Source organism: Bradyrhizobium sp. Ken64 (genome assembly GCF_055807555.1).
Window position 1 is genome coordinate 1 of record NZ_JBVVPA010000037.1, and the last position, 24,542, is coordinate 24,542.

The 24,542-nt window shown below is 58.7% G+C and carries 24 protein-coding genes and 4 pseudogenes; 13 read left to right on the forward strand and 15 right to left on the reverse strand.

Annotation, left to right across the window (positions count from 1 at the left end; all coding sequences use genetic code 11):
• The 3 genes and pseudogenes from AC0L2F_RS33290 to AC0L2F_RS33300 form a co-directional block, all read right to left on the reverse strand.
• Nucleotides 1-194, reverse strand: a pseudogene (locus tag AC0L2F_RS33290) (peptide transporter); the annotation flags it as partial.
• 164 nt (nt 195-358) lie between these two features.
• Nucleotides 359-1,102: an outer membrane protein gene (locus tag AC0L2F_RS33295; protein WP_473251265.1), complete on the reverse strand. Its 744-nt coding sequence runs from the start codon at nt 1,100-1,102 to the stop codon at nt 359-361.
• A gap of 154 nt (nt 1,103-1,256) precedes the next feature.
• Entirely contained in the window at nt 1,257-1,505 is a 249-nt protein-coding gene (locus tag AC0L2F_RS33300; RefSeq protein ID WP_317245592.1) for a hypothetical protein, read from the reverse strand.
• Between the two features lie 456 nt (nt 1,506-1,961).
• On the opposite strand from AC0L2F_RS33300, the gene AC0L2F_RS33305 reads away from it, so the two are divergent.
• A complete protein-coding gene (locus AC0L2F_RS33305) occupies nt 1,962-2,165 on the forward strand; it encodes a hypothetical protein (protein WP_219683517.1) in 204 nt (67 codons plus the stop codon).
• A gap of 4 nt (nt 2,166-2,169) precedes the next feature.
• Here AC0L2F_RS33305 and AC0L2F_RS33310 read toward each other — a convergent pair whose 3' ends face one another.
• Both AC0L2F_RS33310 and ybgC read right to left on the reverse strand, forming a co-directional pair.
• Nucleotides 2,170-2,451 carry a hypothetical protein gene (locus AC0L2F_RS33310; protein WP_473251266.1) on the reverse strand — a complete coding sequence of 94 codons (282 nt, stop codon included), beginning with the start codon at nt 2,449-2,451 and terminating at the stop codon, nt 2,170-2,172.
• A 125-nt stretch (nt 2,452-2,576) separates the two neighbouring features.
• Nucleotides 2,577-3,020 carry a tol-pal system-associated acyl-CoA thioesterase gene (ybgC, locus tag AC0L2F_RS33315; protein ID WP_007596415.1) on the reverse strand — a complete coding sequence of 148 codons (444 nt, stop codon included), beginning with the start codon at nt 3,018-3,020 and terminating at the stop codon, nt 2,577-2,579.
• A 357-nt stretch (nt 3,021-3,377) separates the two neighbouring features.
• Between ybgC and AC0L2F_RS33320 the strand changes: the two genes are divergently transcribed.
• A complete protein-coding gene (locus AC0L2F_RS33320) occupies nt 3,378-4,661 on the forward strand; it encodes an NAD(P)/FAD-dependent oxidoreductase (protein WP_473251267.1) in 1,284 nt (427 codons plus the stop codon).
• Nucleotides 4,662-5,815: 1,154 nt separating this feature from the next.
• On the opposite strand, the gene AC0L2F_RS33325 is transcribed toward AC0L2F_RS33320, so the two are convergent.
• The gene (locus tag AC0L2F_RS33325; RefSeq protein ID WP_157158605.1) at nt 5,816-5,977 is read right to left on the reverse strand and encodes a hypothetical protein; all 162 of its coding nucleotides are present in this window, start codon (nt 5,975-5,977) and stop codon (nt 5,816-5,818) included.
• Between the two features lie 429 nt (nt 5,978-6,406).
• Here AC0L2F_RS33325 and AC0L2F_RS33330 point away from each other — a divergent pair, with 429 nt between their 5' ends.
• Entirely contained in the window at nt 6,407-6,616 is a 210-nt protein-coding gene (locus tag AC0L2F_RS33330) for a hypothetical protein (RefSeq protein WP_456767969.1), read from the forward strand.
• 889 nt (nt 6,617-7,505) lie between these two features.
• Entirely contained in the window at nt 7,506-8,231 is a 726-nt protein-coding gene (locus AC0L2F_RS33335) for an HAD family hydrolase (RefSeq protein WP_473251268.1), read from the forward strand.
• Nucleotides 8,232-8,802: 571 nt separating this feature from the next.
• Here the strand turns inward: AC0L2F_RS33335 and AC0L2F_RS33340 are convergent.
• From AC0L2F_RS33340 to AC0L2F_RS33350, 3 genes are all read right to left on the reverse strand, one after another.
• Entirely contained in the window at nt 8,803-9,288 is a 486-nt protein-coding gene (locus AC0L2F_RS33340) for a hypothetical protein (RefSeq protein ID WP_007614424.1), read from the reverse strand.
• Between the two features lie 16 nt (nt 9,289-9,304).
• Nucleotides 9,305-9,499, reverse strand: coding sequence for a hypothetical protein (locus AC0L2F_RS33345; protein ID WP_007596423.1), 195 nt, complete (start codon nt 9,497-9,499; stop codon nt 9,305-9,307).
• Between the two features lie 87 nt (nt 9,500-9,586).
• Nucleotides 9,587-10,027 carry a DinB/UmuC family translesion DNA polymerase gene (locus AC0L2F_RS33350; RefSeq protein ID WP_369126686.1) on the reverse strand — a complete coding sequence of 147 codons (441 nt, stop codon included), beginning with the start codon at nt 10,025-10,027 and terminating at the stop codon, nt 9,587-9,589.
• An 853-nt stretch (nt 10,028-10,880) separates the two neighbouring features.
• Between AC0L2F_RS33350 and AC0L2F_RS33355 the strand changes: the two genes are divergently transcribed.
• From AC0L2F_RS33355 to ligD (AC0L2F_RS33370), 4 genes are all read left to right on the forward strand, one after another.
• Complete coding sequence (locus AC0L2F_RS33355) at nt 10,881-12,356, forward strand: coproporphyrinogen-III oxidase family protein (protein WP_473251269.1); 1,476 nt, start codon at nt 10,881-10,883, stop codon at nt 12,354-12,356.
• 20 nt (nt 12,357-12,376) lie between these two features.
• The gene (locus AC0L2F_RS33360; protein WP_473251270.1) at nt 12,377-13,567 is read left to right on the forward strand and encodes a hypothetical protein; all 1,191 of its coding nucleotides are present in this window, start codon (nt 12,377-12,379) and stop codon (nt 13,565-13,567) included.
• 79 nt (nt 13,568-13,646) lie between these two features.
• Complete coding sequence (locus AC0L2F_RS33365) at nt 13,647-14,138, forward strand: GNAT family N-acetyltransferase (RefSeq protein WP_473251271.1); 492 nt, start codon at nt 13,647-13,649, stop codon at nt 14,136-14,138.
• A gap of 889 nt (nt 14,139-15,027) precedes the next feature.
• A complete protein-coding gene (gene ligD, locus AC0L2F_RS33370; RefSeq protein WP_473251288.1) occupies nt 15,028-15,975 on the forward strand; it encodes a non-homologous end-joining DNA ligase in 948 nt (315 codons plus the stop codon).
• A gap of 31 nt (nt 15,976-16,006) precedes the next feature.
• On the opposite strand, the gene AC0L2F_RS33375 is transcribed toward ligD (AC0L2F_RS33370), so the two are convergent.
• A complete protein-coding gene (locus tag AC0L2F_RS33375; RefSeq protein WP_007594575.1) occupies nt 16,007-16,831 on the reverse strand; it encodes a ribonuclease HII in 825 nt (274 codons plus the stop codon).
• Between the two features lie 470 nt (nt 16,832-17,301).
• Nucleotides 17,302-17,992, reverse strand: a pseudogene (gene ku / locus AC0L2F_RS33380) (non-homologous end joining protein Ku); the annotation flags it as partial.
• A gap of 769 nt (nt 17,993-18,761) precedes the next feature.
• Here ku and AC0L2F_RS33385 point away from each other — a divergent pair.
• Together AC0L2F_RS33385 and AC0L2F_RS33390 are read left to right on the forward strand one after the other, a co-directional pair.
• On the forward strand, nt 18,762-18,995 hold the full coding sequence (locus AC0L2F_RS33385) for a hypothetical protein (RefSeq protein ID WP_473251272.1): 234 nt from the start codon (nt 18,762-18,764) through the stop codon (nt 18,993-18,995).
• A gap of 317 nt (nt 18,996-19,312) precedes the next feature.
• A pseudogene (locus AC0L2F_RS33390) lies at nt 19,313-19,574 on the forward strand (hypothetical protein).
• Between the two features lie 44 nt (nt 19,575-19,618).
• Here the strand turns inward: AC0L2F_RS33390 and AC0L2F_RS33395 are convergent.
• From AC0L2F_RS33395 to ligD (AC0L2F_RS33410), 4 genes are all read right to left on the reverse strand, one after another.
• Entirely contained in the window at nt 19,619-19,804 is a 186-nt protein-coding gene (locus AC0L2F_RS33395) for a DUF3606 domain-containing protein (protein WP_219685431.1), read from the reverse strand.
• Nucleotides 19,805-19,880: 76 nt separating this feature from the next.
• The gene (locus AC0L2F_RS33400) at nt 19,881-20,084 is read right to left on the reverse strand and encodes a hypothetical protein (protein WP_007594562.1); all 204 of its coding nucleotides are present in this window, start codon (nt 20,082-20,084) and stop codon (nt 19,881-19,883) included.
• Between the two features lie 162 nt (nt 20,085-20,246).
• Nucleotides 20,247-20,552 carry a hypothetical protein gene (locus AC0L2F_RS33405; RefSeq protein ID WP_473251273.1) on the reverse strand — a complete coding sequence of 102 codons (306 nt, stop codon included), beginning with the start codon at nt 20,550-20,552 and terminating at the stop codon, nt 20,247-20,249.
• Nucleotides 20,553-20,586: 34 nt separating this feature from the next.
• Nucleotides 20,587-21,771 (reverse strand): non-homologous end-joining DNA ligase, encoded by a 1,185-nt coding sequence (gene ligD, locus AC0L2F_RS33410; RefSeq protein WP_473251274.1) that lies wholly within the window; start codon nt 21,769-21,771, stop codon nt 20,587-20,589.
• A gap of 65 nt (nt 21,772-21,836) precedes the next feature.
• Between ligD (AC0L2F_RS33410) and AC0L2F_RS33415 the strand changes: the two genes are divergently transcribed.
• From AC0L2F_RS33415 to AC0L2F_RS33425, 3 genes and pseudogenes are all read left to right on the forward strand, one after another.
• Nucleotides 21,837-22,037, forward strand: a complete 201-nt coding sequence (locus AC0L2F_RS33415; protein WP_375864892.1) for a hypothetical protein — start codon at nt 21,837-21,839, stop codon at nt 22,035-22,037.
• A pseudogene (locus tag AC0L2F_RS33420) lies at nt 22,037-23,714 on the forward strand (PHP domain-containing protein). Before AC0L2F_RS33415 ends, AC0L2F_RS33420 begins: the two are co-directional and overlap by 1 nt.
• A gap of 35 nt (nt 23,715-23,749) precedes the next feature.
• Nucleotides 23,750-24,277 (forward strand): MOSC domain-containing protein, encoded by a 528-nt coding sequence (locus AC0L2F_RS33425; RefSeq protein WP_473251275.1) that lies wholly within the window; start codon nt 23,750-23,752, stop codon nt 24,275-24,277.
• The last annotated feature ends 265 nt before the right edge of the window (nt 24,278-24,542 follow it).

Consider the following 24,542-nt stretch of genomic DNA (forward strand, 5'->3'; position numbering starts at 1 on the left):
ACCGTAACGGCCAGCGCAAAATAGAGATCAAACCACAGCGCCGAGGCCGACCAGAACGTCGCAAGCCCGACCGGCTTCTCCGGGGCTGGAAAGAGATTGCCGGCAAATACATACCAAAACGCCATCGCCAACGCCGTCCAAAGAATTGACGACGCAAAGAACAACTTTGGTCGAGGGAAGAATGAAACGAACATGCTCGCTGTCCTTTATCGATTTAAAACTTCAGCTCAGAAGATGAACTCGCCGCGGTTTCGCTAACTGTTCCTGACTTCCGGTCACCCGCCAGTCGCGTCGCACGCGCGATGCCTGAAAGGCCCCGGTCTAGCCGGGGCCTTCGATTCACCAGTCCGACTTCAGATCAATATTTGAGCAGAATCGGGCCGCCGAACTTATAGTTGAGCCGCGCAGTCACAAGATCGAAATCCTGGCGGATGCGGTCGCCGCCCAGCGAACCAGCAGCCACGACAAAGTTCACGTCGGCATCCCGCATGAACAAGTGGTCGTACTCGACGCTTACCGACCAGTTCGGCGCGAAACCGACTTCGATCCCGGCGCCCACAGTAGCACCCCAAGGGCTGCTATCAGCGCCCGCGAACTGCGCGCCCGTGACTGCGGAGTTGACTCGATACGTGTTGCTCGCCACTGCGACGCCGCCCTTGGCGTAAAACAGTACGGTGTCGAGCGCATAACCGATCTGCCCAGTCATCGTACCGAACGCACCAATCTTGCTCTGGTCGACATCGCCGAACGCAATGCTGACATTGGATCCGCTCAGATCAGCCCAGTTCCCCTGACCTTCAACGCCCAGCACGATCTGGCCGATCTGCCATCGATAGCCGATCTGCCCGCCGACGGTAATGCCGGTCGCATCATGACAGCCCTCAGGGGTGCGACCATTGTAGTCCCAGCAATTCGAGCTTGAGCCCAAGCCGCCGTTCACACCGACGTAGAGGCCGCTCCAGTCGTAAATTGCAACCGCGACAGGCGGCGGAGCTTTGGAGTAGAGAGGTTGGACGGGCTGCGCAGCCAGGTCTGCACCGGATGCGGACGCAATTGCGCCAAGCGCCACAATGCTCACAGTCGTAAGCAAGAAGTTCTTCATTTCTACTCTCATGTCTTGAGTGCCCCGAGCCTCATGCGTCTTAACAACGTGCGCGCGAATTGCTGTAGCTGCGTCACAACATTCGTGCCGAAAGAAATGCGTGAACCGGACGCCGCGTTAGGTTCTGCGTTGCAGATCATTCCCAAGTGTCCCCTTACGGAGGCCACCATGGGCGGAGCGCCACATCGGCATGCGTTTCTTGAAATCCCGGGCCCACCTTGATATCCCGCATTCCAAGTTCGGCGGAGACATCGAGCAGTTGCCGACGGAATTTGTCGGATTCCATTCGCTTCTCGTCAGTCCTGTACCAATCGAGCAGAAATTCAATCTTCAGATATTTGATGCCATTGTCTTGAAGAATGCGTCTCATTTCCGCAAAACCAATCTTGCTTTGCGCGACCATCGTGTCTTCGTAGTGAAGACCAAACCCGTTGAACCCCGCGCGCGCTGCCCCTTCGACCCTGCCTTTGAATGGGAATGGAGTGGCCTCAGTAGGCCCCCAGCGGGTAAACGTGCCCCGAAAGCGCGAAATACGAGATCAGAAGCTCTACGTCATTAGCCACGGCACTATCCTCGCGCGTTCAAGCGGTGAAGTAAGGTATGGCAGCCCACAGGCCACCGGTTGCCGTTCTGATATCATGGCACTCGCTGACATAAAGTGGGCGCCCCACGAAACAGTTTTGCCTATTGGAGGCCCGGACCAACTTCGAAAATGGCCGCGCGGCCCTTCATTCGATTGGCGGCGCATCCGGCGCAATGTTGTTGTCGGCACGGCACGCGGCATAAAGAGCGCTAGCCGATGCGCGGTCTCGAACGTAAGCGGCATTTCCGCGACGATATCCATCCTCTTTGAGCGACGGTGAATGACGATCGCTCGATCGTGCTGATCCGCATTCCAGAAAACAACATAAAGATTGTACCTTCTAATGAATCCGACAAACGTGCCTTTGATGTTTTCAGACCCAAGGACGAGGCCGCCGGCCGCCTTCGATTGGGCCGGCTCCTGGACCGTCTCGACCATCTCGTCGAAAATGATCGCGCTCGGTTCCGCCCTCTTCCATGATTTTTTATCCGGAGTGGCAAGAGCACCGAGCATTGGCGCGCAGCTCGGAAACCATCCGCCTCGCTGCCGTCAGCCAGATGGAGCATGGGGCAATGGAGACGGTGCCGCCATTTGAGAAGAGCCGCGAAATGCGATCGCGCAAGTTCGCCACGGCAGCGCCGCCGGGATAGCCGCGCCAGTCGCCAATCGGCCCGTCATCCTTGACGTGGGTTTCGCTGTGGTCGCTGTGACCAAAGCGGCCGACGAAGTCCGATCTATTTTCGTTCTTCGCCGGCTTCTGATTCATTCGGCTGGACTGTGCAATTGAGCCACCCCGGGTTTGCCGCAGCCCATTTGCTTTAACTTACGCCGCCATGATGACTTGAATTCGTTGGAGCGCTGCAAGGCAAACGCGTGAATGAGGCGGCAGATTTATCTATGCCCTTCCATAGCGAGCCGCAGCGACTTCGGGATGCGCTGCGCCTTTCCAGCTGAGATAAACGCTACCCGTACACGTGCTGTGACCAGGAGATCGTCGCCACGCCTGCATTCCTGCAGCAAGGCAATCGACGCGCCCCTCACCTCTTGCGGGACTGTGACGACGTCAAGAATGTCATCCAAGACCGCCGGTTTTAGAAAATCGATCGTCATCGAGCGCACAACGAAGGCAACACCGGGCGCATCGTTCTTGGCTTCTTTGAGTAATGCTTGCTGATTCGTTCCGAGCAGGCGCAAGTAGTTCGTTCTGCCGCGTTCCATGAAGCGCAAGAAATTTGCGTGATAAACAATCTGGCCGGAGTCGGTATCTTCGAAATAGACCCGGATCTGCATATGATGGCGGCCGTCGCGAATTTCGCCATCAAGAGAGGCTCTCACGGTGTGGTCCCCTTGCTGCCCTTTTGGGACCCATTGTCTCGCACAAAGGCGCGTTCCAGAGCAAGCGCCGAGGGGCTTTGGCTTTGTTCGCGCAGTCGGAGCTCCGGCGCACCGCCGCGTGGGTGCTGCGCGTGCCCTCAACAGATCAACAACTTAGTAGCTCGGCCTGATCTTCGGGGTGATGACGAACTGCCCTTTTGGCCTGCGATTTGCCTGCCGGTGTGGCGCTGGCACGTCAGTGTTGGATACTAGGGAGGTCCGCTTGGATACTAGAGAGGTCCGCCAGAACTTAGCGGTATTCACGATGGCTGCTGGAGCTCGGGTCGATCAAGAAGCTACTTGTAAGAGGATTGGCGGATGCGAAACAATCGACGATCACACGGACTGTGGGTGCTGACTGCGCCACCAGCGCCACAAACTGCTCCACTTACTGATGAAATTGCAGCGGATATCGTCGTGATTGGCGGTGGATATACCGGGCTGTCGGCGGCCCTTCATCTAGCTGAAGGTGGAGCGCGTGTTGCGCTTTTGGAGGCGTCTGAAATAGGATTCGGCGGGTCCGGGCGGAACGTCGGACTCGTGAATGCGGGCATGTGGCTCATGCCTGAGTCGCTTCCGGCCGCGCTCCGCGCGCCTTTTGGAGAACGGTTACTTGAACAGCTCGGCCGTGGACCGCAGACGGTATTCGAGCTCATCGAAAAGCACCACATCGAATGTGAAGTCGAACGTGCCGGCACCTTGCATTGTGCGGTCGGACGTAAGGGCTTGGAGGAGGTTGAGGCCCGTGCCGAACAGTGGCAGAAGCGTGGAGCGCCCGTCCTGGTGCTAAATGCGGAGGCAACACGCAGCAAAGTAGGCGGTGGCGACTACACCGGCGCGCTGCTCGATAAGCGCGCCGGCACCATACAGCCATTGGCTTATGTGCGAGGGTTAGCGCGGGCCGCGCTTGCGATGGGAGCCAGGATATTTACGCATAGTGAGGCCGTCATGGCGCAACAGAATGGTTTCCGCTGGAGAGTCGGCACCGAAAGCGGATCTGTAGAGGCCGACTGGGTGGTCGTCGCGACGGATGCTTATAGCAAGGGACTTTGGTCTGAGGTACGGCAGGAACAGATTCAACTGCCCTATTTCAACTTTGGCACGCCATGTCTGCCCGATGATCTGAGAAAGTCGATCCTGCCTGAGCGGCAGGGTGTGTGGGACACTCGAGAAGTCCTCTCTTCGTTTCGTCTCGATCGCTCCGGGCGACTCGTGTTTGGCAGTGTTGGTGCGCTTGAGGGGGTTGGGCGATCTATTCACCGCGCTTGGGCCCAAAGATCGTTGCACAAGCTTTTTCCAGGACTTCGGGGCGTCCAGTTTGAAACCGGCTGGTTTGGCATGATTGGAATGACCTCCGACAACTTGCCCCGGCTTCACAAGCTGGACCGCAAAGTCATCGGTTTCAGTGGCTATAACGGCCGCGGAATCGCACCAGGCACTGTGTTTGGCAGTGTTTTGGCTTCGTATGTATTGGGGCAGATCGCGGAGAACGACCTGCCGTTGCCGGTCACCGCCGTTGAAGCCCAGCGCTTTCGTGCAGCGCAGGAGGCGTTTTATACGGCGGGCTCCCAGCTTGTTCACCTGATGGATTCCTGGTTCTGATCACCCCAGCAACCCGGTTGGCTTCACAAGCTGCCCTCGCTCGAAGCATGCCGGTCCTCGTGATGTTGTTATGATGTGTTCAAGGGCGCCGTCATGGAACTTAGCATACCTCGGGTAGACAATCGGATGGTGAAAACGACGAGCTTGCGACGGGTGACGTTCATGACTCGAGCTGTCGGTTCTCCGCCGAATGCCAGTCCGCACCGTGGAGGCGGATCATCTCCCCGACGGATCGCTCGATGAAGACGCGCTCAACGCAAAAGCCGGCAGTGACCGAAGCCGCACTTTAAAAGGGTTTCTCGATATCGCGAGACACCAGCGCGAAGGCCCACCCCAAACTGGAAGCGCTCATGAGTTGCCGTCACGGCGGTCGAAAGGGAAGCGCCAGCCTGTGAGGCGAGTTCTGCGTCATTTCGTTTCGCTGAACCCGTCTGGAAACTCCCTTATGATGGACAGAGCAACTTCGCCTCCCTGCTTTATCCCGGCATCGTAGTGCTAGATGCCAGCGCGGCTTTCTGTTGGGGTGTCATAATTAATCCATGCGCCGAGCGCGTGCGGTGCGCGGCGAAATCTCTTCCGAATAATGAGGTTGTCCACAGGAAGCTGTGAATAGCCGGCATAAGGTTCCGCTATTTGCGGTTGCACGCCGGGAAACGTGTTCCACTGCTCGTAACGAATCGGGGAGAACCGCCAGCTTGCGACTGGCGGCCCCGATTGCCCGCGCAACGCTGCGGACTGCGGGCCAAACGCCGATGTTAGCAGCAACAGCATTACATTCGGTAAGCCCCGAGAGGTCAAGTCCGGCTTTACTCTAGTGACAGAAGTCGAATGGCTACCTATAAGAACGCCAACTACCTACCGCAATCTAACAGCGACTGTTTCGATCAGGATCAGGGGCCAGGAGTCGCGGCTCCCTTTGCCGCTCTCTACCGATGCACGGGCTGTCATCGCGAAATCGGAATTGCAGCAGGCCACACATTGCCTCCGCAAAGCAATGATGCGCATACGTCAGCACAAGCACCATTCGATGGCGTCTGATCGTATGGGCAGATCACAATCCGAAGTGAGCGACCGACAACAACGGAAGTCCGGTTCAGCCGGGCTTCTACACTTGTTTGGAGATGCCCATTCAGGCGAGAGTACTTGAGAATGAGCTAGAAGTATTTCGCGGCTGGGTCTTCAGCATCTTCCACTTCCGGCATCATTACTTTCGATGCATCGGACAGCGAGCCGCCAATGGAATTCAGCATCATTCTGAGAAGATTCAGAGCTTTCGCAAACGTCTTCGCCTCCGATTTGCCGCGCAACCAGCCCACTTGCCATTGCCACTAGCGTCCGGTGGCTCCGGGTTGAACCATCGAAGGTCATCAGACGGCGTTCGCCGCGCCTCGCGCTCGTGCGGTTTGCCTAAGCATTTCGGCGGTTCGCCTAACGGACCCAAGCCGTTTGGCTCTTTGCGGCCCGAAAATCGTTTTGGATTCTTGCGAGTGCGGCCGGTCGCCCGGGCTTTGCTGAGAGGAACGCATGCGCGTGCCATTGAAATTTATTCCTTTATATAAATTGGGTATGGGGACTCCATTTGCAGCTGTGCGCGTGAACGACCCGGTCTGTGTTTGGGTTGGCCGTTCTGTGCCTTTCGAGATGCCCTACCCATGTGGAACCACGCGAGCGCGACAAAGATTGCAATCAGGTGCATGCTCCGAACAAACATTTTCTCGGAAGCAACGGCAATACGGGCAACGGCGATGGATGAAGTTACGATGCTCAACGCGGAGTTAGATCGCTGCAAGGCTGAGCTGAGGGACCTTAACGCGAAGATGAGCTCAATTTCCTGCACGCAGCCGGTGGACATGACCGCAGTCGAGGACGTGGCGAGGCGAATTCGCCAAATTGCCGAACGGGTCGAAGTCTTGACGCGCACCATCCTCCACGGTCCACAAGCCGGAACACAATAAGGCTGCCAGGAGCGCTGCCGGGCGGCCAGTTACAAAGTTAACCCGGCAGGGAGATGCCCAGGTTAGATCATATTTCTAAGCCTTGCGTGTTCTTGCAGCAGCTCAACTTCTTCTGTCTGAGCCCCTGTTGCTTTCGTCAACTGTCGGCCACTTAATCTTGCGAAGCGATTCGCGATCACCGTAGGTCGCAGGAACGTGCGCTTTTAGATGACGTAACGTGCGAGACACGCGATGCAGCTTCTGCGCTGCTACGGTCGAAAATGTCTTAAGCGGGCAGATATTCTGGCGGGAATTGTGCGAGGGCTTTAGCCTCTTCGCCCTGCCCGTGCGTTGGATGTAACCGTTGACATAAGTGCGATGGCAAGGGCCGCGTCCCCAAGCCGGATGATGAGCGGACCTGAGGCGCATTCAGCGAAGCTCGAGTCTGGCAAGGACCGCGAGTGCTCGCCACGAAAGATCGCTTCGCGGTCCTCAAATCGCGTGTTGCTCAGGCAGTCGCCTGCCGAAGCCCGACTTCCCCATGCCAACCGGAGCGTCTTCAGCGCAAAGGCCCCGTCTCCATGGAGCGCCGCCCGCGAACACTTGCGAATGGCGCCTCCTTCATACTCAACATTTCGCGTTGTCGTGTTCAGCCGTATCCGGCTGAAGACGTTAATGTCGGAGACCAGACACTAACGCGCGAGTATTCCGTCGCCTGAGCCGAAGAACATGGTTTTGCCCTCTTCAAGCGGGGCTCGCAAATGGCTTTGGTGGCACGTGGATTGCTGGGACACCGAAAAGAGCCCGTACGATCATGACGGCCTCGAAGTCGCCGGCCCAGGAGTTCGGTGCTACTATACGTGGCGAACGACGGTGGCACCCGCACGGAATCTATGCTTAAGGTCAGATCATGAAACCGGTTCTCGTCTTCGATTGGAATGGAACGTTGCTCGATGATGCATACGCACTGCTCGAAACCACCAATGCAATTCTAGATCGCTTTGGTCGTACAACGATCGACATGAAGACGCTTCGGGAACATTGCGACGTTCCGCTGTCTCTTCTTTATCGCAGCCTCGGACTATCGCGAGACGAGCTTGCGACGGTGGATCGCGATGGGAGTGCAATGTTTCACGACGCCTATGAGGCTCTTGCGGGCAGAGCCGATCTACGCGAGGGCGCGCGCAGAGTCTTGGAGTTGGCGCGCCGAGAAGGGGCTTCGTCCATCATCGTGAGCAACCATATAGCCGACCCTCTGCGCTACCAATTGAGAAGACTTGGAATCAATGACTGCATCGACGATGTGCTCGCGTTCGAAAGCCGCGACACGCAATACAAATCGACAAGCAAAGGAGAGCGACTTCGTCTATACATGCAGAAGAACAACTTGAAACCAGCGTCAACTTTCATCATCGGCGATATGCCGATCGAAACGGATATTGCACGAAATCTCGGACTGATAAGTATAGCCATTACCGGGGGATTTGTTTCCGAGGCGCGCCTGCAAGCGGCGCATCCAGACTACACGATTAACAACCTTCATGAGCTGTTGCCAATCTTACGAAGCTACGGTTTTTTTTGGAATGCACAAATCATGATCGGCGAAGATCACCGCACAGCGTCTGTAAAACCTTGATCATGTCGTCCATGTTGAACGAGTTTATCTCGGCGATTCGAACTCCGCCTTCGACATCGCACGCGTCGCATGGCTCAACTCAGTCGCGAGTCCAGCATCTGCAATACCGAACCCGTAATCGGGTACCTGCCGCACTCGCGGCATTCCAGGCGCCTGTAGTCGTCACCGGTGGACTGCTCGAGGCTTGACGATGCCAGATCGAACAATAACCCATCTCTCACCCACACATTGCCGCTCTTACGACCTCAGCGATCCCAGATAGTCGAGCGTGTTGGCAAGCGTCACATTGTAGAATCGGAGAGCAACTTCACCCCGTGCGTCGAACGCTGACCCCAGCTATTCCATCGCAAGTCAGTACTGGTCTGGACGAAATCAGCAGTAGGCCGGGGTCATGGTTGGACGCTGACGGGGCCAGTTGGGCATCCGGAACTCCGCAACCGTAACAGCACCAGCGCTCGTGCCGCACGGTACGCCAAAGGCACCGGTTCGGTTTGACGCGCGGGTCGCGCTGCCGGATGGAGATGCGCTTCGCCGCTGCTGGCGGACATAGTCCAATTCGCTCCCACACCCCCTACCCAGGGGACCTGTTCGTGTGCGCCACAGGCGAGTCAACGACCTGACTTTCTGAGCCGCTGGGAGAACTCGGCGGCTGCTCCTCAAGATGCATGCGCTCGCGCGCGTTCGCGGGCTTCGCGGCGACGCTGGAAGCGCTCGCGTCAGCGGTTCGCTCGTTCCGAGGGCTGGGCACCGATGGCACCGGCCCGGCCGTTTCGACTGGGACCTTCTCCGTCGGCTCGTCTTGGCCTGGGCGCGCCTCCATGGTCTCGAGCACAACTCGCCCTCTCACCGTGATTCTCCAACCGCCGTTTTGGCGCTCAACGAGGCCGTCCGAAAAAATGTCCAGCCCGGGAACGCGCGCGGCCAGCCGTTTGGTGCGCTCGGCCCATTCCGGGCCGCTGGTCGCGAGGATTGCCATGTCCCGCTTGAGGTCCGCCATCACGGCAAATCCTTGGGGGTAACTCACCAGGATCTTCAAGACTGTGACCTGGAAGTTCACTCCGCACCTCGCCCGATCAACGCCACATGATCGACGCTCGGGCCAGGGCTTTACGCCCTATATGCCGCAGCAGCTTCGGCGTTGTTTCGTCGGTCTTTGCGGCTTCGACGATCTCGGAGGCCAAACCAGCGCCGCTCCCCTTGCGCGGAAGCGTCTGGCAGACCTCGTCGAGTACCGCTTGCGATAGAGCGGTCGTGGGGTGTTCAAACATGGACGCCTATCCTACCGCAAGTCTTTCGACCTTGGGATTCCCGCAGTTGAGGTAAACTCTGCCGCGTTGCGCACGAGGGCTCGCGCTCTACTGATGTACCGCGGTCTTGATTCTGATCGATGCGGACTCAAATTGGTAGGCCGAGCTGCAGCTCGGCCTACGGTTCGCCCTGGCGTGAAGACAAGAAGGCGGATCGGCTTTGGAGCGGGTATCTCGTTTGAAGGAAGACGAGCGACAAGTTTCGAGCTCGCAGCGGCTCGAAATCGGGACGCGTCCGGTCCTGCTCCGCGTGATGATCTCGAGATCGTTGAACCTGCCCCTCAGTTTAACCGTCCGGCCCCGCGAACCTTTGTCCTCGCAGTGCATCCAGACCTTCTCGATGAGCGGCTGTGCCTTCCTGACAACGGGGGGGACGCCGGGGTGTCGACACCCAGTCAAGGCGATGCCGGTGATCTTGACGACGCGGCGCCGCGTGCAACCGCCCGCAACTGACTGGAAAGCGCACACAGCAAATATCAGTCTCCTCACACCGGCGTCGGACTTGAACGCTTCCCCGATGGTAGCAAGCGGACTTTCTACGTGGCCACCCCGCGCCGCAACAATGTGACGAATTCATTTGCATATCCGTCATGTGCAGCGACGCTGCCTGCATCAGCCGAGCGACTCGGTCGTAAGCTCGTCGTGCAGCAGATGTTCGCGATTGAACATGAGAGGCCTCCATCATCATTCAACATCCCGCGTTTGTCGTGTTCAGCCGTGTCCGGCTGAAGACGTTAATGTCGGGGACCAGACACTGAGGCGCGAGTATCCCGCCGTTGGCGCCGAAGAACATGGTTTTGCCCTCTTCAAGCGAGGCTCGCAAGCGGCTTTGGTGGCACGTGGATTGCTGGGACACCCCAAAGATTCTGTACGACCATGACGGCCTTGCTGTCGCTGACCCAGGAGTTCAAATGAAGCTTGCTCGATTGATCGAAAATGCCATGGACATTGCGCTGTTGCCTACGTCCGGCTTAAAGCTTTGCCGCGTTGCCCCGCGGGTGGCTATCTCCGAGGTCGAGCACCATTTTCTCGAGGAGTATTCGCACCCTCTGCGCCTGAAGTCTTCCTCGGTGCCGTTTAGCAACGCCCGAGGGGGCATTCGCGTGGGCCACGGCATCTGTCTTCCTCGCCGAACCATAATCGACCCTCGCGTGTAGCCGAGCGGATGGCGGCCCGTGTTCTGATCTACGGTGGTTGCCTCGAGGGGGAGCCGACAACCCCGCGCCTTTTATCGAAACGCATGGCTACGGTATCGAGCCCGGGCTGAAGAGCGGAATGTGAAGCGAGGGACGGAGGTGCCATCGCCCCTTGCTTCACACGAAAGCTAGAGGAGTTCAACAAAATGCGCGCCCCGACCTATTCCGAAGCCTTGGAATTCGCGATCGACCGATCCTACGACATTAACCTCGACATGTTGAGGTCACGGAATTTGCACCTTGACACGCACAACGATTATCTCGTCGGCACATATCCGCCTCTCAAGGCAATGGGCGATCTAGATGCCGAAAACTTGTTGCTTCAGGTTACGCCGTCAATTGATCTCTACTTTCACGTCCCCTTCTGTGATCAGCATTGCACCTTTTGCCACTTCGCCAAAGAAATCCATCCATCGCCCGAGCGAGTGGAGCGCTATCTGGCGGCCTTAGATAAAGAGATGAGTTGGTCGGACGCGGCACTGGCTGACAGAGCTGTTGAGACTGCTTTCTTCGGAGGCGGTACCCCCTCGTTCCTGACCAACAGTCAACTCAAAACGCTATTTGGTATGATTGGCCGGCGCTTTGATCTGTCTAAGTCGGAGGTGAGCTTCGAATTACATCCCTCTCTTGCAAAGCAAGTGGATGCTGCAGATCGCATATCGACACTGCTCAGATCCGGCGTAAACCGCTTTGTATTGGGCGTTCAGAGTCTAGATCCGAGCATTTTACGCATACTAAACCGCGGACACCGCGTGGACGAGGTAGTACAACTGGTAAGATTGCTGAATGAGATGGGCGTTGAGAATCTCTCGCTCGACCTCATGTATGGATTGCCGCAGCAAACGCTCCGTAGCTGGTACGACTCACTCATCGGCTTACTAGATTTGGGGATAGAGAAGTTCAATGTATTCCCCTTGATGTTCAAATCTACAGACCCCGTGGCCCGCCATTTGGCTCAGGGACGATATCAATTCGCCGGGGCTAAGGAGCGCATTATCATGCATTTTATGGCCGAGCACATCCTCACGACACTGGGCTATCGTCACGGGCCGATTTTCTACTGGAGTAAGCAGTCGCAGCCACACTCGGTTCAACAGCGCCGCAAATACGATTCCTGGAACGACAATAATCTGGTTCCGTTTGGGGTTGCCGGATTTGGCTACATGAGCCAGTGCCAGTTCTATAACGAGGCAGATTTAGATCGTTACCTATATAGGGTCGAGGCTGGCGAGAAGCCAGTGTGGAAGGGTGTTGTCCTGTCGCAAGATGATCTCATGCGCAGAACAGTAATGTTTGCCCTGCGAAGCAGTGGAGTGTCGCTCTCCCGCTTCGAGCAGGAGTTTGGGGTGTCGATTGAGAAATGCTTTGGCCGCGAGCTGGAAAAGTTGAATGAGGCAGGCCTCATCTGCATTTCAAATGACGGCCTGCTTTCGTTAACTGCCGCCGGCACCATCAATTCGGGCGCGGTATCGCTGCTATTCTTCTCGAACAATATACTTGAGCAGGTCGCGTATAACGACAGTAGGATAGCAGACAAACGAACTGATCTGCTCGAAAAGCATGATTACTCACCGGCCGCTCGATACGGATCAAGTACCGAAATGCAAGTTGCATTTCGATGAAGCCGCGGGCGGGCTCGTTTATGGTCACTCCTTTTTCCGTTTCCACTCCGCAAAGCTCGCCTTGCGAAGGGCACGACATATTTTTGCATCTGGCCGATAGTATTGATCGGCGGCAGCGAGAACGTCCGCTTGGGCTGGTCAGCAATTTTGTCACCGATGAACTGCCGCACTGCATTGCGGAAATCAAATGCAGTGAACGACCAGATGAAGCGGTTAAGGCGCTTGGACGCAGCGTCCACGCGATGATCGCCGCGAGTGACTATGATGCGTTGCTGCGAAGTCTTCCGCAGTCCGACTTCGAGATCGCTAAGACAGATATCCAATATCTCGTAAATTGTGCTTATCAGATGTCTGCGTTTGCCGGCCTTCACCCCCTGGACGCCGAGCTGACGGTGGGAGAGGCACTGAGCCGCCTTGCGCGATCAAGTTGTGACCGGCAACCCGGCATCGAGGTCCTCTCCTATGAAGATATGATCCTTACGAATCCGTTGCAGAACGATCCACGCGTATACTGCCTCGGCGCGGCCGGGGTCGAGGAACGAGATTTTTGCTTAGGCCATCAGATCATCGAGAGCGAATTGCAGTCAGCAATGGACGCTCTCCTTGACTTGCGTGATGCGGCCGAGGTGGATGCGGGGCAATGTCTTGCGCTTTGCTTGGCGCGCCTTGAGTCAGCAAACTATATTCTGACGCGCTTTTATGAACATATGTCACCGGACCTATTTGGCCAATTTCGTGTGTTTTACGGAAAAAATCCTTACAAGAATACGCTTGGTCCAAGCGGCCGCTTCTCGGCCCGGATCGTGGCAGTGTCGGTGCTACTACTAGGTGAAGAACTCTTCCACCAGAAACCGCAATTCTATAGTGATCTATATCGGCTTTCCGAATATTATCCGCAGAGGTGCATTCACGAGGTATTCCGCTGGCTCTCGTCAGACAACGGGAGTGCACCGATCAAGCCGAGTTGGCTAGAAGGGAAAGCGGAGTTTCCCAGGCTTGCGACGATTTCGCCAGTAGTGGAGCATCACGGCGACGAAATCGGAAGGCTGCGCGCGTCCTGCATTTGTGCGCTGGATCGGTTTACCCTGATGCACCGAAGTACGGCGTTAAAATATACCGTCGAGCCGGGTCGTCCAATCGTCGGCGTTGAGGTATCGGAGAATGTTGAGGCTGTCCTTTCTCAGCGACTGTTGACAGAGGCGGGTCGGTAAGCTGACGGTGGCCCTGCTTGGCTAAACAGAAACGATGCCATAGGCGCGGTGTTCGACGCGCGTCGAGAGGTGATAATCGATGTCTCAAGACGAACTGATCGTTCGTCGGTTCGAGTCCGGGGATAGCGATGGTGTATGGCATCTGCACAGAAGCGCATCGCAGCATGTTGGTGTGTGTGGCCCGGAAGGGACCTGGGAGGATGATTTACGCAGTATCGGCGCAGTATACATCGGGTCGGGCGGAGACTTCGTAGTTGCCTATATTGGTCCCCAACTCGCTGCCATGGGTGGGCTGAAACGTGTCGATGACGATGTCGCAGAAGTTAAACGTATGCGAGTCGATCCCGACTTTCAGCGACGAGGGCTTGGAAGGAGGGTTCTTCGTGAATTGGAGTCGCGAGCTGTTGCTCTCGGTGTCAAGTGGATGATGCTCGACACAACAACGATCCAAGCAGGGGCTCAGAGACTTTACGAGACCGCTGGCTATGTTCGCCGCAAGGAAGGGACGTTGCACGGATATGCAGTGATCTTTTACGAGAAGCGGCTCATTGGCCAGGACGACCCCACATGAGCAAATGATGCGGATATTCGAATGAAGCTCTACGGACCGCTCAGATAAAACCGTCACATCCCGCGAAGACCCCCTTTCAACAGTCCCGCGAGATCTGGGGCCGGAATGAATCGTGTCACTGTAGCTGACGAGGACTAAAGATTTCGCAACCGACAGCCCTCGAACGCACGCCCAAACTCACACCTGCCTGAATCAGCGTTGAGCTCAAAAGAGAGCTGGAGCGGTGCGCCCGCGACTTATCGGCATCCGAGATCAGCTGCAACAGCTCAACGCGTCGACCTTGCCGCGGCACCGAAGCGCGTATCACTTATCAGCCCCCAGTCTTCCAGCAGACAAGACCTGCTCAAGGCCAATCTGTCGGCACGGCGCTCGGTCGGACAATGAGTAATCGGCTGCCAGCGGCTCCAAGTTACGAGCGTCTGTGTAGCGCGTCGATCTGGATGGGAAGGCGCGGCAATCTGGATGGCGACAGTGTCGCGGCGGAGAGATGATTGGCGCGCAGATTGTCGCGCAAGAGTTTTGTTGAAGTCTGATTGTCGCGGAGCGCCAATCAGCGACGGTTTTCGGTGCCGCGTGTGAGGCGCGCCCTGGACCACGCTTCCGTTCGAGCGCGGTGCGCCTGCGACATGAGGTGCCCCCAAGAGGGAAAACCCGATCCTAACCGGTCTTGCCGACTTGTGGATTCAGGAATGTTAAACTTCGCCCCAAGTACAGCATCGAATTGGCGAGCAGAATTGTCTCAAAGGCCGCTCAGAGCGCAGGCAACGCACCCGGTGACGTTGCACGCCCTGGCTTTTTGAGCTGGGCCAGGCCATCTTCTTCAAGTGTCGCACGGAACTCACGATACATTCCACTCGTTCCTGCCCATCTCTCTTCCCGTCGTCCAGCCATGGCTCGAAAATCAACTGTGCCTCGCCGCCTGCAGCCCATGCTGGCCACGCTGACAGATTCGGCCTTCGACGATCCCAATTGGGTCTTCGAGGACAAATTCGATGGTTTTCGCATGGTCGCGGAAATCCGGGGTGGTCGGGTCGCACTCTACAGTCGCAACGGGAAGATCATCAGCCACTCCTATGTCGAGGTCGCGAAAGCACTTGAAGGCGTGAAGGCGGACGCTGTCATCGATGGCGAGCTGGTTGCGATCGGAAAGGACGGCGTATCCCATTTCCAGTTGCTTCAGAACGCCCTGCGCCATGAGGCTAAGCTCTTATACTGTGCGTTCGACCTCATGTTCACAGGCGGGGAGGATCTGCGTGCGCTGCCGCTCCTCGAGCGCAAGAAGCGGCTCAAGGCCATCCTGCCCCGTCACAAGCTGATCGCGTTCAGCAACCATCGCAAAGGCAATGGCAAAAAGTTCTTCGCAGAAGCCGAACGGAGACATCTCGAAGGCATCATGGCCAAGCGCGCCGACAGCCCCTACGCGTCTGGACGCCGGACCGCCGATTGGCTGAAGGTGAAGACCACGCAGCGGCAGGAGGTCGTGATTGCCGGCTTCACAGCGCCGAGGCGAACCCGGCCGTTCTTTGGCGCTCTTGTGTTAGCGGTACGCGAAGATGACGCCTGGCGGTACATCGGCCACGTCGGCACCGGCTTCAGCCAGCAGGCTCTCGAAGAGCTTCACGGCAAGCTCGTGAAGCTCAAGACCGCCAAGTCGCCGTTCCCAGCCAAGGTGAAGGATGAGCAGGTCACGACCTGGGTACGCCCTGCATTGGTCGCAGAAGTGAAGTTCGCGGAGTGGACCAGCAAGGGCGAGCTGCGCCAGCCGGTCTATCTCGGGCTGCGGTCTGACAAAAACGCGAAGGACGTTGTTCGCGAAAGGAGCCGGTCGCGAAAATAATGCGCTTGTGACGAAGCATACGACTTAGAATTCAGCCGGCTTCGCGCTCGGATGTCGAAGGCCACGGCGGAAGGGGCGGCAACCCGAGAGCCTTGCGTACCGGTCCGAACGATCGCCGGTGAGCTGCGCATGCGCCAAGGCTGGCGAGCGCCTCATAATGAGCCGGCACCGGGTAGCCCTTGTGATCAGCGAATCCGTAGCCGGGGTGACGCACGTCGAGCGCCCGCATGACCCTGTCGCGCTCGACTTTCGCGAGGATGGAGGCGGCCGCGATGCTGGCGGACTTGGCATCGCCCTTAATAATTGCCTGCTGAGGGATGTCGATTTCCTTCAACCGCTTCGCATCGATCAGCAAGTGCTGCGGCGTCAACCCTAGCCCCCGGACCGCCCGCTGCATCGCCTGGATGCCTGCCCAATAGATGTTGATTGCGTCGATCTCCTCGACCTCGACGAATGCTACGCACCAACTCTCTGCCTTTTCTTTGATTTCCTTCGCGAGTTCTTCGCGAGCCGCGGCGTCGAGTTTTTTCGAGTCGTCGATCCCGACTATCCGCGTGCCTGGTTTAAGGATCACGGCTCCAGCGGACACGGGCCCGGCGAGAGGGCTCATTCCGGCCTCGTCCACACCTGCCACGGCAAAATGGCCGCTCTCCCAGAGCGAGGTCTCGAAGCGGAGCATCTTGCGGAGGCGCTGCCCTTCGGACCGATTTTCGAAGCGACGTTTATCGATTGCAGCCAGGATGGCACGCGCTCCCGCGCGGCTGTCGGCCCGCAAGATCTGCTCCACGCTGGCCTCGAGCGGTCTTTTCTCGACGATGTAGCGCTGACGCAATACGTCTAGTGAATACTGGGACATAACGCCCTTCGTGAAGACTGTCTGTAGGGAAGCGTGTCGGTGAATTTTGTGGCGATTGTCTGAAGTACCTATACCGCCTCATCGGCTGCGCGACGCCCTCTCGAAGGAACTGGCCCGCTTTCACTTCCGCGTCGCCACTGACACCGCGTCCATCTGCCTCAGAGGGAACCAACGGGTGTGTTCATCCCGAGCAAGGCCAATACGTCATGCCCGCGACAGAGAAATGGCGATGGCATGCTAGCCGCGCTAGCCGAGCGCCCGCTTAACCTCGTCCACGGCCCTATGCCCCGTTGCTTCGGCTTCGCCCTCTCGCCTTTCCTGGCGTCGCGCACCGCCCGCCGGGCCACCATTAGCCTGTCGACGAAATGATCTCGCGTGACATCTCGAGAGTGTGATTTGCCCTCCGCCAGAGCCTGCCGCGAACAACAAAACAGTGGCCGTCCGGCGTCACCGAATGCCTCACGAGAAACCTAAGCCGACTTCCGCTGCGGCTTGGCCGCCGGCTTCTTCGCCGCGGCCTCTTTCGCCGGCTTTTTGCCTGCGATCGGCATCAGCATTTCCTTCTGCCCGGCGGCCGCCTTGCGCGGCTTTTTTCCTGATTTCTTGGATGCCTCTGCCGCGGCCCCCTCTCGTCCGATGCTCTTGCGCAGTGCTTCCATCAGATCGACCACGTTCTCGCCGCGGGGTCGCGCTTTCGCGGTGATGGGTTTGCCGGCGCGCTTCTGGTTGATGAGCTCGATGAGAGCGGTTTCGTACTGGTCTTCGAACTTGTCCGGCTCGAAATGTCCCGCCTTCTGGTTGACGATATGCCTGGCGAGATCGAGCATGTCCTTGGTGACTTTGACGTCCTGGATGTCGTCGAAATACTCATCCGCGGAACGGACTTCGTAGGGATAACGCAGCAGCGTCCCCATCAGCCCTTTGTCGAGCGGCTCGAGCGCGATGATGTGTTCGCGATTGGTCAGCACCACCCGACCGATCGCGACCTTGTTCATCTCGCGGATCGTTTCGCGAATGACCGCGAAGGCATCGTGCCCAACTTTGCCGTCAGGGCGCAGATAATAGATAATAAGGACGGATGAGATATCGCGGATCGATCTCGCTGCGGTCGACGAACTCGTCGATCTCGATGGTTCGCGTCGATTCCAGCGCGACGTTCTCCGCGACGGGCGCCACGAGCCTCTCTCGCAGCTTGTAACCCGTCACGGAAAAACCCAGCCTGCACTCTTACTCTGAGCCTCTAGCGCCATCTGCCTGGGCCCAGGCCCGATCAGGCGTGCGCCCAAGGGCGCATCGCCTCAACGGAAAATGGCACCCGGAGAGCGTGAGCATAGCGACCCGAAGGGGCACGCGGGTCCGAGTGCAGCGACGAGACCGGTTAAAAGGGCACCCGGGAACGGGGCAGTGATAGCGATCGCCGCAGGCGGGCCCCTTTCCCGAGTGCCCCCGGCGAGGAGCACCAAAGGCCTAGCGCGAGGGATCGAAGCCGCAAGGCCGAGACGCTACGCGGCTCGGTTCACGAGAGCCCGGTGCGGCCCCGGCCGCGCGCGCCAAAACCTGAGCGAACGTGATGCAGGCAATGATACGAGAACCGCCCGGCATTCTCACAGGAGTCTCACAATTATGGAAGAGAGGCCTGTGGGCCGAGCGAAAGCGAAGATCACTCGCGGACGCGGCGAAAGAGGCATCCGCAGGAGGGTCAGCATAGCGCCTACGCGTAGCGGCGAGACCCGGGACCGAGTGCAGTCGTGAGACCCGTTAAAAAGACACCCGAGCTCGGGCATCGATAGCGACGCCGGAATGCAATGACGGCGCGACCCGAGAGCGAGTGCCTCCGGCGAGCGACTCAATACGGCTTCACGTCTGCTTGGTATCAATTTGCTTTTGTGATACCGTCTCACTCGTGCGCATGTCTATGCACGGCGTGGGCATGTTCACTGGAGCCAATTCTTATAGAGGACGACATGGCCAAGAAAGCGAAGAAGGCAAAGAAGACCGCGAAGGCAGCTACCAAGAAGGTGGCAAAGAAGACTTCAAAGAAAAAGAAGTAGTCGTATCGGCTACTGATCTGGTGCCGTCTCCGGGTCGCAACCCGGATGAAAAGCGAGACCTTCCAAAGGATATGAAGCGTCCTTTGCAGCCGTTCGGTATCGCGGCACGCTAAGATAAGGCCGGACCTTTGTGCAGGTGGCTGCTGCATAAAGGTCCGGTTTTTCGTTTCTGCCCGCAAAGCGTGATCTGCTCGTGCGCGAGGGATCGAAGCCGCAAGGCCGAGACGCTGCGCGGCTCGGTTCACGAGAGCCCGGTGCGGCGACAGCCGCACGCGCAAAACGGACAAGGAGCGACCACCTGAGCTCGGACGTCTGAAGCATCGGGAAAACGGTTTCTTCAGTTCGTTCTTGCCCACCCGAGCGCCCGGCCATAGCGATGGGGAACGTCTGCGGGACTAAACGATTCGTCTCAGCGTGGGAGAACCTTTGAATGCTGATGACCAAGCAGAGACGGCCGCCGATCCGCACCCTGCGGTTGGGCGGTCCACGTGCTTCAGGAAGCGGGCGCTATTCGCGAGTGCCAGGAGCACGGTTGGATGCAGGATCGCGCCGATCCCCATGCACGGGAACGGGCCTTTGACATCGCCCGTGGCGCCCCGCCGGCAGGCGTCTCCCCCGATGCAGCGGTGGCCGAGGTGCGCGACTTGCTCGACTCGATTGGCGACACCTGCCCGGAGTGCCCTCCAGATTAGAAGGGCTGGTGCTGGACCCAAAAATGCCAGCCCGGCTTTCCATATCAGCGGGCCAGCCTTTTCTCCACGCGCTTGCGGGAATTACCGACCTTCTTGACGGCCTTCTTCACCGCAGAGGCCGAGCGGCCAGTCTTCTGTGCTTCATACCGGACTTCGTGGTCCTGCCCTTTCGCGACCCGGGCGCGATCCTGTTTGCGTCCACGCGCGGTCTTCTTCTTCGCTGCGGCCATCGGCTCCTCCTCTTTAGAAGTGATGGCAATGCAACGCTGCAAGGATTCACGGGTTCCGTTCCTTGTAGGCCGCATCTCAGTGGCCACAAGGATGACCATGGACGATTGGCGCCCATCCATCGAGCAGCAGACCGTCCCAGGAAATGACGCCGTCATCCCATCTCGACGCATGCTCGCGGTACATCGAAGCCCAATGAGGGCTCCATTCGATGATCTGGTCGTTGAGACCATCGTGCACGCGACACGTCATATCGGGATCGAACGTGTCCATCGAGTTCATGCCGGATGTCCGGGATCGACGTCCTCGGGCGTCTTCTTTTCCAGCTGAGGTGTCACCCTCGTCGGACTTTCCTTGCAGGTTACGCCGCGCGGACCCAGCTGATCGCGCCGAATGTCGTCCTCGGAGCGTTGGGCTCCATGCCATTCGCGGGCTTCTCAGGCATCATTCCATCCGAGCCTTGTCTTTCAGGTCGCGGATCCGGATCTCGGCTTCCTCCTTCGAAGTGACGATCTCCGATTCATCCGGCACCCGAGCGATCGCGCTGAGCCTCTTGAGCTCGGCGAGTTGTTCTGCAGTTGGTTTTTCCATCTTCGAATCCTTGAGCGCCTGCACGAAGGCCTCGTCGTCAAGCACATCCAGCAGCTGGTTTATGGTTTGCTCGCAATCTCTGGGGCCAAGCTCGACATATCGGGCCAGGATGCCCTGAGCGTCTTCCAGGGCCTTCGCAACTCGCCGTTCCGGATCCATGACCGGTACTCCACATACTCACGGGAAAACGCCGCTATGAACGGCCCGTTCCTTTGCTCAGTCCCTTGAACGAGCTGGCTCGAAGGAGCCCTTCGGAGGTGATGTCGCGGTACTCGATGTCGGCATAGAACTTGGGTTCGACCCACGTCGCCTTCGGCTTCCTGATGGTTTTCGTCAGCCTCTGCTTCGGGCTGACTACGGTATCGAGCGCCTTGCGGATATGCGCCGAAGTGGTCCGGCTCCATCCCGTGCCGACCTTCCCCATGTAGACGAGATCCTTGCCTTCCTTCTTGCCCAGATAGAGTGCGGCCACGCCAGATGGGTCCTTGATGAAACCGACCACGGGAAACTTGCCCTTCTGAACGACCTTGATCTTCTGCCAGGCTTCGACCCGCTCCGATCGGTACGGCGCATCCACGCGCTTTGAGATGATGCCCTCATAGTTCAACTTGCTGGCGGCAACGAACAGCGCCTGCCCGTCCCCTTCATGGTGTTCACTAAAGAAGATGGGCTCCTGGAGCCTGTGCTCCTCGATCAACTCCTTGAGCAGCCTTTTCCGCTCAAGCTGCGGCTCCTTCCGCAAATCCTTGCCATCGAGCCACAGCAGATCGAACGCGAAGAAGATCAGGCGGTCCTGGTCGCCTCTGCCGAGGTCCGCCTGCAGCTCGGAGAAATTGGTGCGACCCTCATGGATGACGACGACTTCGCCGTCGACAATGGCCTGCCCCTCGATATCGAAGGCGGCAGCTATTCTCGAAAACTTGCTGACCCAGTTATAGCCGTTGCGGGTGTAGGCCCGGCGATCGTCGCCGTCGATTCGGAGCTGGATGCGGTACCCATCGTATTTGATTTCGTGAATCCATTGGGATCCCGAAGGTGCCTTCATCTTCAGGGTCGCCAGTTGGGGGCTGATGAACCCCGGCATCTGAGGAGCTTCTGGCTTCTCGGCCGGAGGCGCCGCTCTTGTACGCTTCGCCACGCTACGCAACTCACAAAAAAAACCCGCCGCCGGGTTGGGGCCGGTGGCGGGCAGTTTACTTACCTTACTCAACGAGTCTCGCAACTTCGAAGGTGGCGAGGAGTTCCTACGATCTCGCTGGTTCTCAAGCTTTCGAATATGAGCGACCCGGCCCGCCTTTAGTGCAGTGCCAAAAAGGCCAATCCCTGTCGCATCGAACTCCGGTCGATAGCGGGCGTTTACCTGGCATGTCAGACGCATTCGATTACTTTCGGGCCTACGCGGTGCGAGCTCTCTGCAAAGCGAGATCCATGCCGACAGGCAGGATGAAGCATCTGCAGCTGGTGGCCGGACGGATCTACAATCTCCTCAAGAAGGAAGCTGCCTACGGCCCCAATATCCAGCACCTGAACGATTTCCGCGCAGCCCAGGAGCTTGAGAGCTCTCTCGATCGCCAGCCAAGTGGCCGCTCCGGCGGTCGCCTTACTTCGGCGGCGCCGCAAAGCGTCGACCGGGAGGCTCGCTGATGCCTTCGCTCGACACTCGCGGTGTAGCAAGTCTCCTGCGAGAGTACGCGCAGCGTACCGCCCTGCGAGGCGGCAATCCCTACAGGGCGAAAGCCTACTCGCGAGCCGCAGACAGCCTGGCGACCCTTGCCGTTCCTCTGGACGTGCTCATCGCCGAAGACCGTCTTACGGAGATCCCGGGCGTCGGCGACGCGATAGCCGACATCATCACCAAGCTTCACAAGACGGGCAATCATCCCGGCCTCGAAAAGCTGCGGAAGGAGATCCCCGGGGGCGTGCTTGAGCTGCTGGCTGTACCGGGTTTGCGTCCGGAGAAGGTGCTGCGGCTCTACCAGGATCTCGGTGTCACCTCCCTCGCGGAATTGGAGGCCGCCGCCAAGGACGATCGCATCAAGAAGGCGAAAGGACTCGGTGCCGCGCTGCAGACCAAGATCCTGCAAAATCTCGCAATCGCCAAAAGCGGAGAAGGCCGCCTTCACCTGCACCGAGCCGCCGCCTTGCTCGCGCACGCGAAGGAATCCATTCGCAAGGCACGCCCCGAACTCAAGCGCGTGACGATCGCTGGCGATTTCCGTCGAGGCTGCGAACTCGTCGCCGACCTCGCCATCGTTGCGGAGGCTGCCAAGTCGGACGAGACAGCGATGCCATCGTCCGAAGGACTGCAAGTCCGGGTGTCCGACCGCAAACATTTCGGCGCCGCCCTTCTCTTCGCCACCGGCTGCGCCGCTCACATCGAGCAGCTCCAAGCCTTGGCCGCCGAGAAGGGCATGCGGTTGGACGCTCACGGCCTGCACAAGGGCCGCACACTGATCGCCGGCGAGGAGTCTGACATCTACCAGGCTCTCGGGCTGCCCTTCATCGATCCCGAGCTCAGGGAGGGCCGCGGCGAGGTCGAGCTGGCCTTGAAGGGCAAGTTGCCGAAGCTTGTGACCGACAAGGACCTGCGCGGAATCCTGCACTGCCACACCGATGCTTCCGATGGGACAGAGACCCTGGAGACGATGGCGAAGGCGACCCGTCAGCGCGGCTTCGAGTATTTTGGCGTCGCCGACCATTCCAAGTCCGCCCATTACGCCGGCGGTCTCTCCCTCGAAGAGATCGTGCAGCAGCACAGGGGAGCCGACCGCTTGAGAGCGCTTCGGTAAGGACTTTCGGATCCTCAAGGGCATCGAGTCGGACATTCTGGCTGACGGGTCGCTCGACTACGACGACGAGGTGCTTGAACGTTTCGACTTCGTGGTCGCCAGCATCCACGGCCGTTTCAAGCTGGACCGCAAGGCGCAGACCCAGCGCCTGCTTCGGGCCATTTCCGATCCTCACACTACCATCATCGGCCACATGACCGGGTGGCAGCTGCAGCGGCGGCCGGGCTATGAGATCGACATCGAGAAGGTGCTTCGGGCATGTGCAAAGCATGACGTCGTTGTCGAGATCAACGCGCATCCATGGCGCCTCGACCTGGATTGGCGCTGGCACCGGGCTGCGCTCGAGTTTGGCTGCATGCTGAGCATCAATCCGGACGCGCACTCGATTCCCGAGCTCGACCACATGCACTGGGGCGTCGAGATGGCTCGCAAGGGCGGCGTACCCGCCGACCGGGTCCTGAACGCGATGCCGCTTCCCGAAATCGCACGCTACCTGCGCCAAAAGCGGCGTTCGCTTGCCCGCGCTGCCTGATGTCGCACCCGCACGACCTCTCACTCGAGGGAAGGGTGGTTGCGGTAGCCGCCGATCGCGGCCACCACTTCAGCAAGCCGCCACGGGAACGGATCGTGCTGGTGGAAGGTCACGGTGTCGACGGCGATGCCCACGCCGGCGCCTTCGTCCGGCACCGATACCTCGCCCGTCGCCAGCCCCGGCTTCCCAATCTGCGGCAGGTTCACCTGATCCCATCCGAGCGATTTGCGCACCTCCTGGAAGCTGCCTTCGCAGTCGCAGCGGGAGACCTCGGCGAGAACATCACCACGGCCGGACTGGATCTCGAACTGATGCCGCTCGGGACGCTGATCGAGCTCGGGCCCACGGCGATCATCGAGTTGACAGGCCTCCGCACGCCCTGTGTCCTAATCGACCGCTTCCGAGCTGGCCTGAAACGGCACGTGCTCTCGTTGGCGGAAACAGGGCCTCCATTCAAATGCGGGGTGCTGGGAGTGGTTCGGGCCGGTGGAGCGGTTGCGGCCGGCGACACCGCGCGGGTGCGCTTCCCGTCCACCTCCTTTGAAACCTTGCCGGCGCTGTAAGAGCCCGGCGTACAACTCGGCCGATTGATGGCCGAATCGAAAAGCGCTCGGTAGATCGCGCTGGCATGGCCGCAAACAAGGTAACGGCGGTACGCTTGGGGCTGGGGAAGCAATCGACGGTCCGGGACTATCAAGCCGCCCAGCTTCACTGGCGGCTTTTTCTTTGGCTCGACCGTGCCTCAAGAGGCATTCGCCCTCGCTCGTTCACGGGCCTCTCGGCGACGCTGCGACCAACCCCGTCTAGTCAATCCACAAGTGTGATAGC

Excerpts from the sequence above, each read along its gene's own strand:
- AC0L2F_RS33415 (WP_375864892.1), top strand. The coding sequence starts at position 21,837 with ATGAAGCATCTGCAGCTGGTGGCCGGACGGATCTACAATCTCCTCAAG.
- AC0L2F_RS33320 (WP_473251267.1), top strand. The coding sequence starts at position 3,378 with ATGCGAAACAATCGACGATCACACGGACTGTGGGTGCTGACTGCGCCA.
- AC0L2F_RS33395 (WP_219685431.1), bottom strand. The coding sequence starts at position 19,804 with ATGGCCGCAGCGAAGAAGAAGACCGCGCGTGGACGCAAACAGGATCGC.
- AC0L2F_RS33360 (WP_473251270.1), top strand. The coding sequence starts at position 12,377 with ATGGTCACTCCTTTTTCCGTTTCCACTCCGCAAAGCTCGCCTTGCGAA.
- AC0L2F_RS33310 (WP_473251266.1), bottom strand. The coding sequence starts at position 2,451 with ATGAATCAGAAGCCGGCGAAGAACGAAAATAGATCGGACTTCGTCGGC.
- ligD (WP_473251274.1), bottom strand. The coding sequence starts at position 21,771 with ATGCGTCTGACATGCCAGGTAAACGCCCGCTATCGACCGGAGTTCGAT.
- AC0L2F_RS33365 (WP_473251271.1), top strand. The coding sequence starts at position 13,647 with ATGTCTCAAGACGAACTGATCGTTCGTCGGTTCGAGTCCGGGGATAGC.
- ligD (WP_473251288.1), top strand. The coding sequence starts at position 15,028 with ATGGCTCGAAAATCAACTGTGCCTCGCCGCCTGCAGCCCATGCTGGCC.
- AC0L2F_RS33295 (WP_473251265.1), bottom strand. The coding sequence starts at position 1,102 with ATGAAGAACTTCTTGCTTACGACTGTGAGCATTGTGGCGCTTGGCGCA.
- AC0L2F_RS33375 (WP_007594575.1), bottom strand. The coding sequence starts at position 16,831 with ATGTCCCAGTATTCACTAGACGTATTGCGTCAGCGCTACATCGTCGAG.
- AC0L2F_RS33300 (WP_317245592.1), bottom strand. The coding sequence starts at position 1,505 with ATGGTCGCGCAAAGCAAGATTGGTTTTGCGGAAATGAGACGCATTCTT.
- AC0L2F_RS33385 (WP_473251272.1), top strand. The coding sequence starts at position 18,762 with ATGTTCACTGGAGCCAATTCTTATAGAGGACGACATGGCCAAGAAAGC.
- AC0L2F_RS33355 (WP_473251269.1), top strand. The coding sequence starts at position 10,881 with ATGCGCGCCCCGACCTATTCCGAAGCCTTGGAATTCGCGATCGACCGA.
- AC0L2F_RS33330 (WP_456767969.1), top strand. The coding sequence starts at position 6,407 with ATGGATGAAGTTACGATGCTCAACGCGGAGTTAGATCGCTGCAAGGCT.
- AC0L2F_RS33345 (WP_007596423.1), bottom strand. The coding sequence starts at position 9,499 with ATGTTTGAACACCCCACGACCGCTCTATCGCAAGCGGTACTCGACGAG.
- AC0L2F_RS33335 (WP_473251268.1), top strand. The coding sequence starts at position 7,506 with ATGAAACCGGTTCTCGTCTTCGATTGGAATGGAACGTTGCTCGATGAT.
- AC0L2F_RS33400 (WP_007594562.1), bottom strand. The coding sequence starts at position 20,084 with ATGAACTCGATGGACACGTTCGATCCCGATATGACGTGTCGCGTGCAC.
- AC0L2F_RS33405 (WP_473251273.1), bottom strand. The coding sequence starts at position 20,552 with ATGGATCCGGAACGGCGAGTTGCGAAGGCCCTGGAAGACGCTCAGGGC.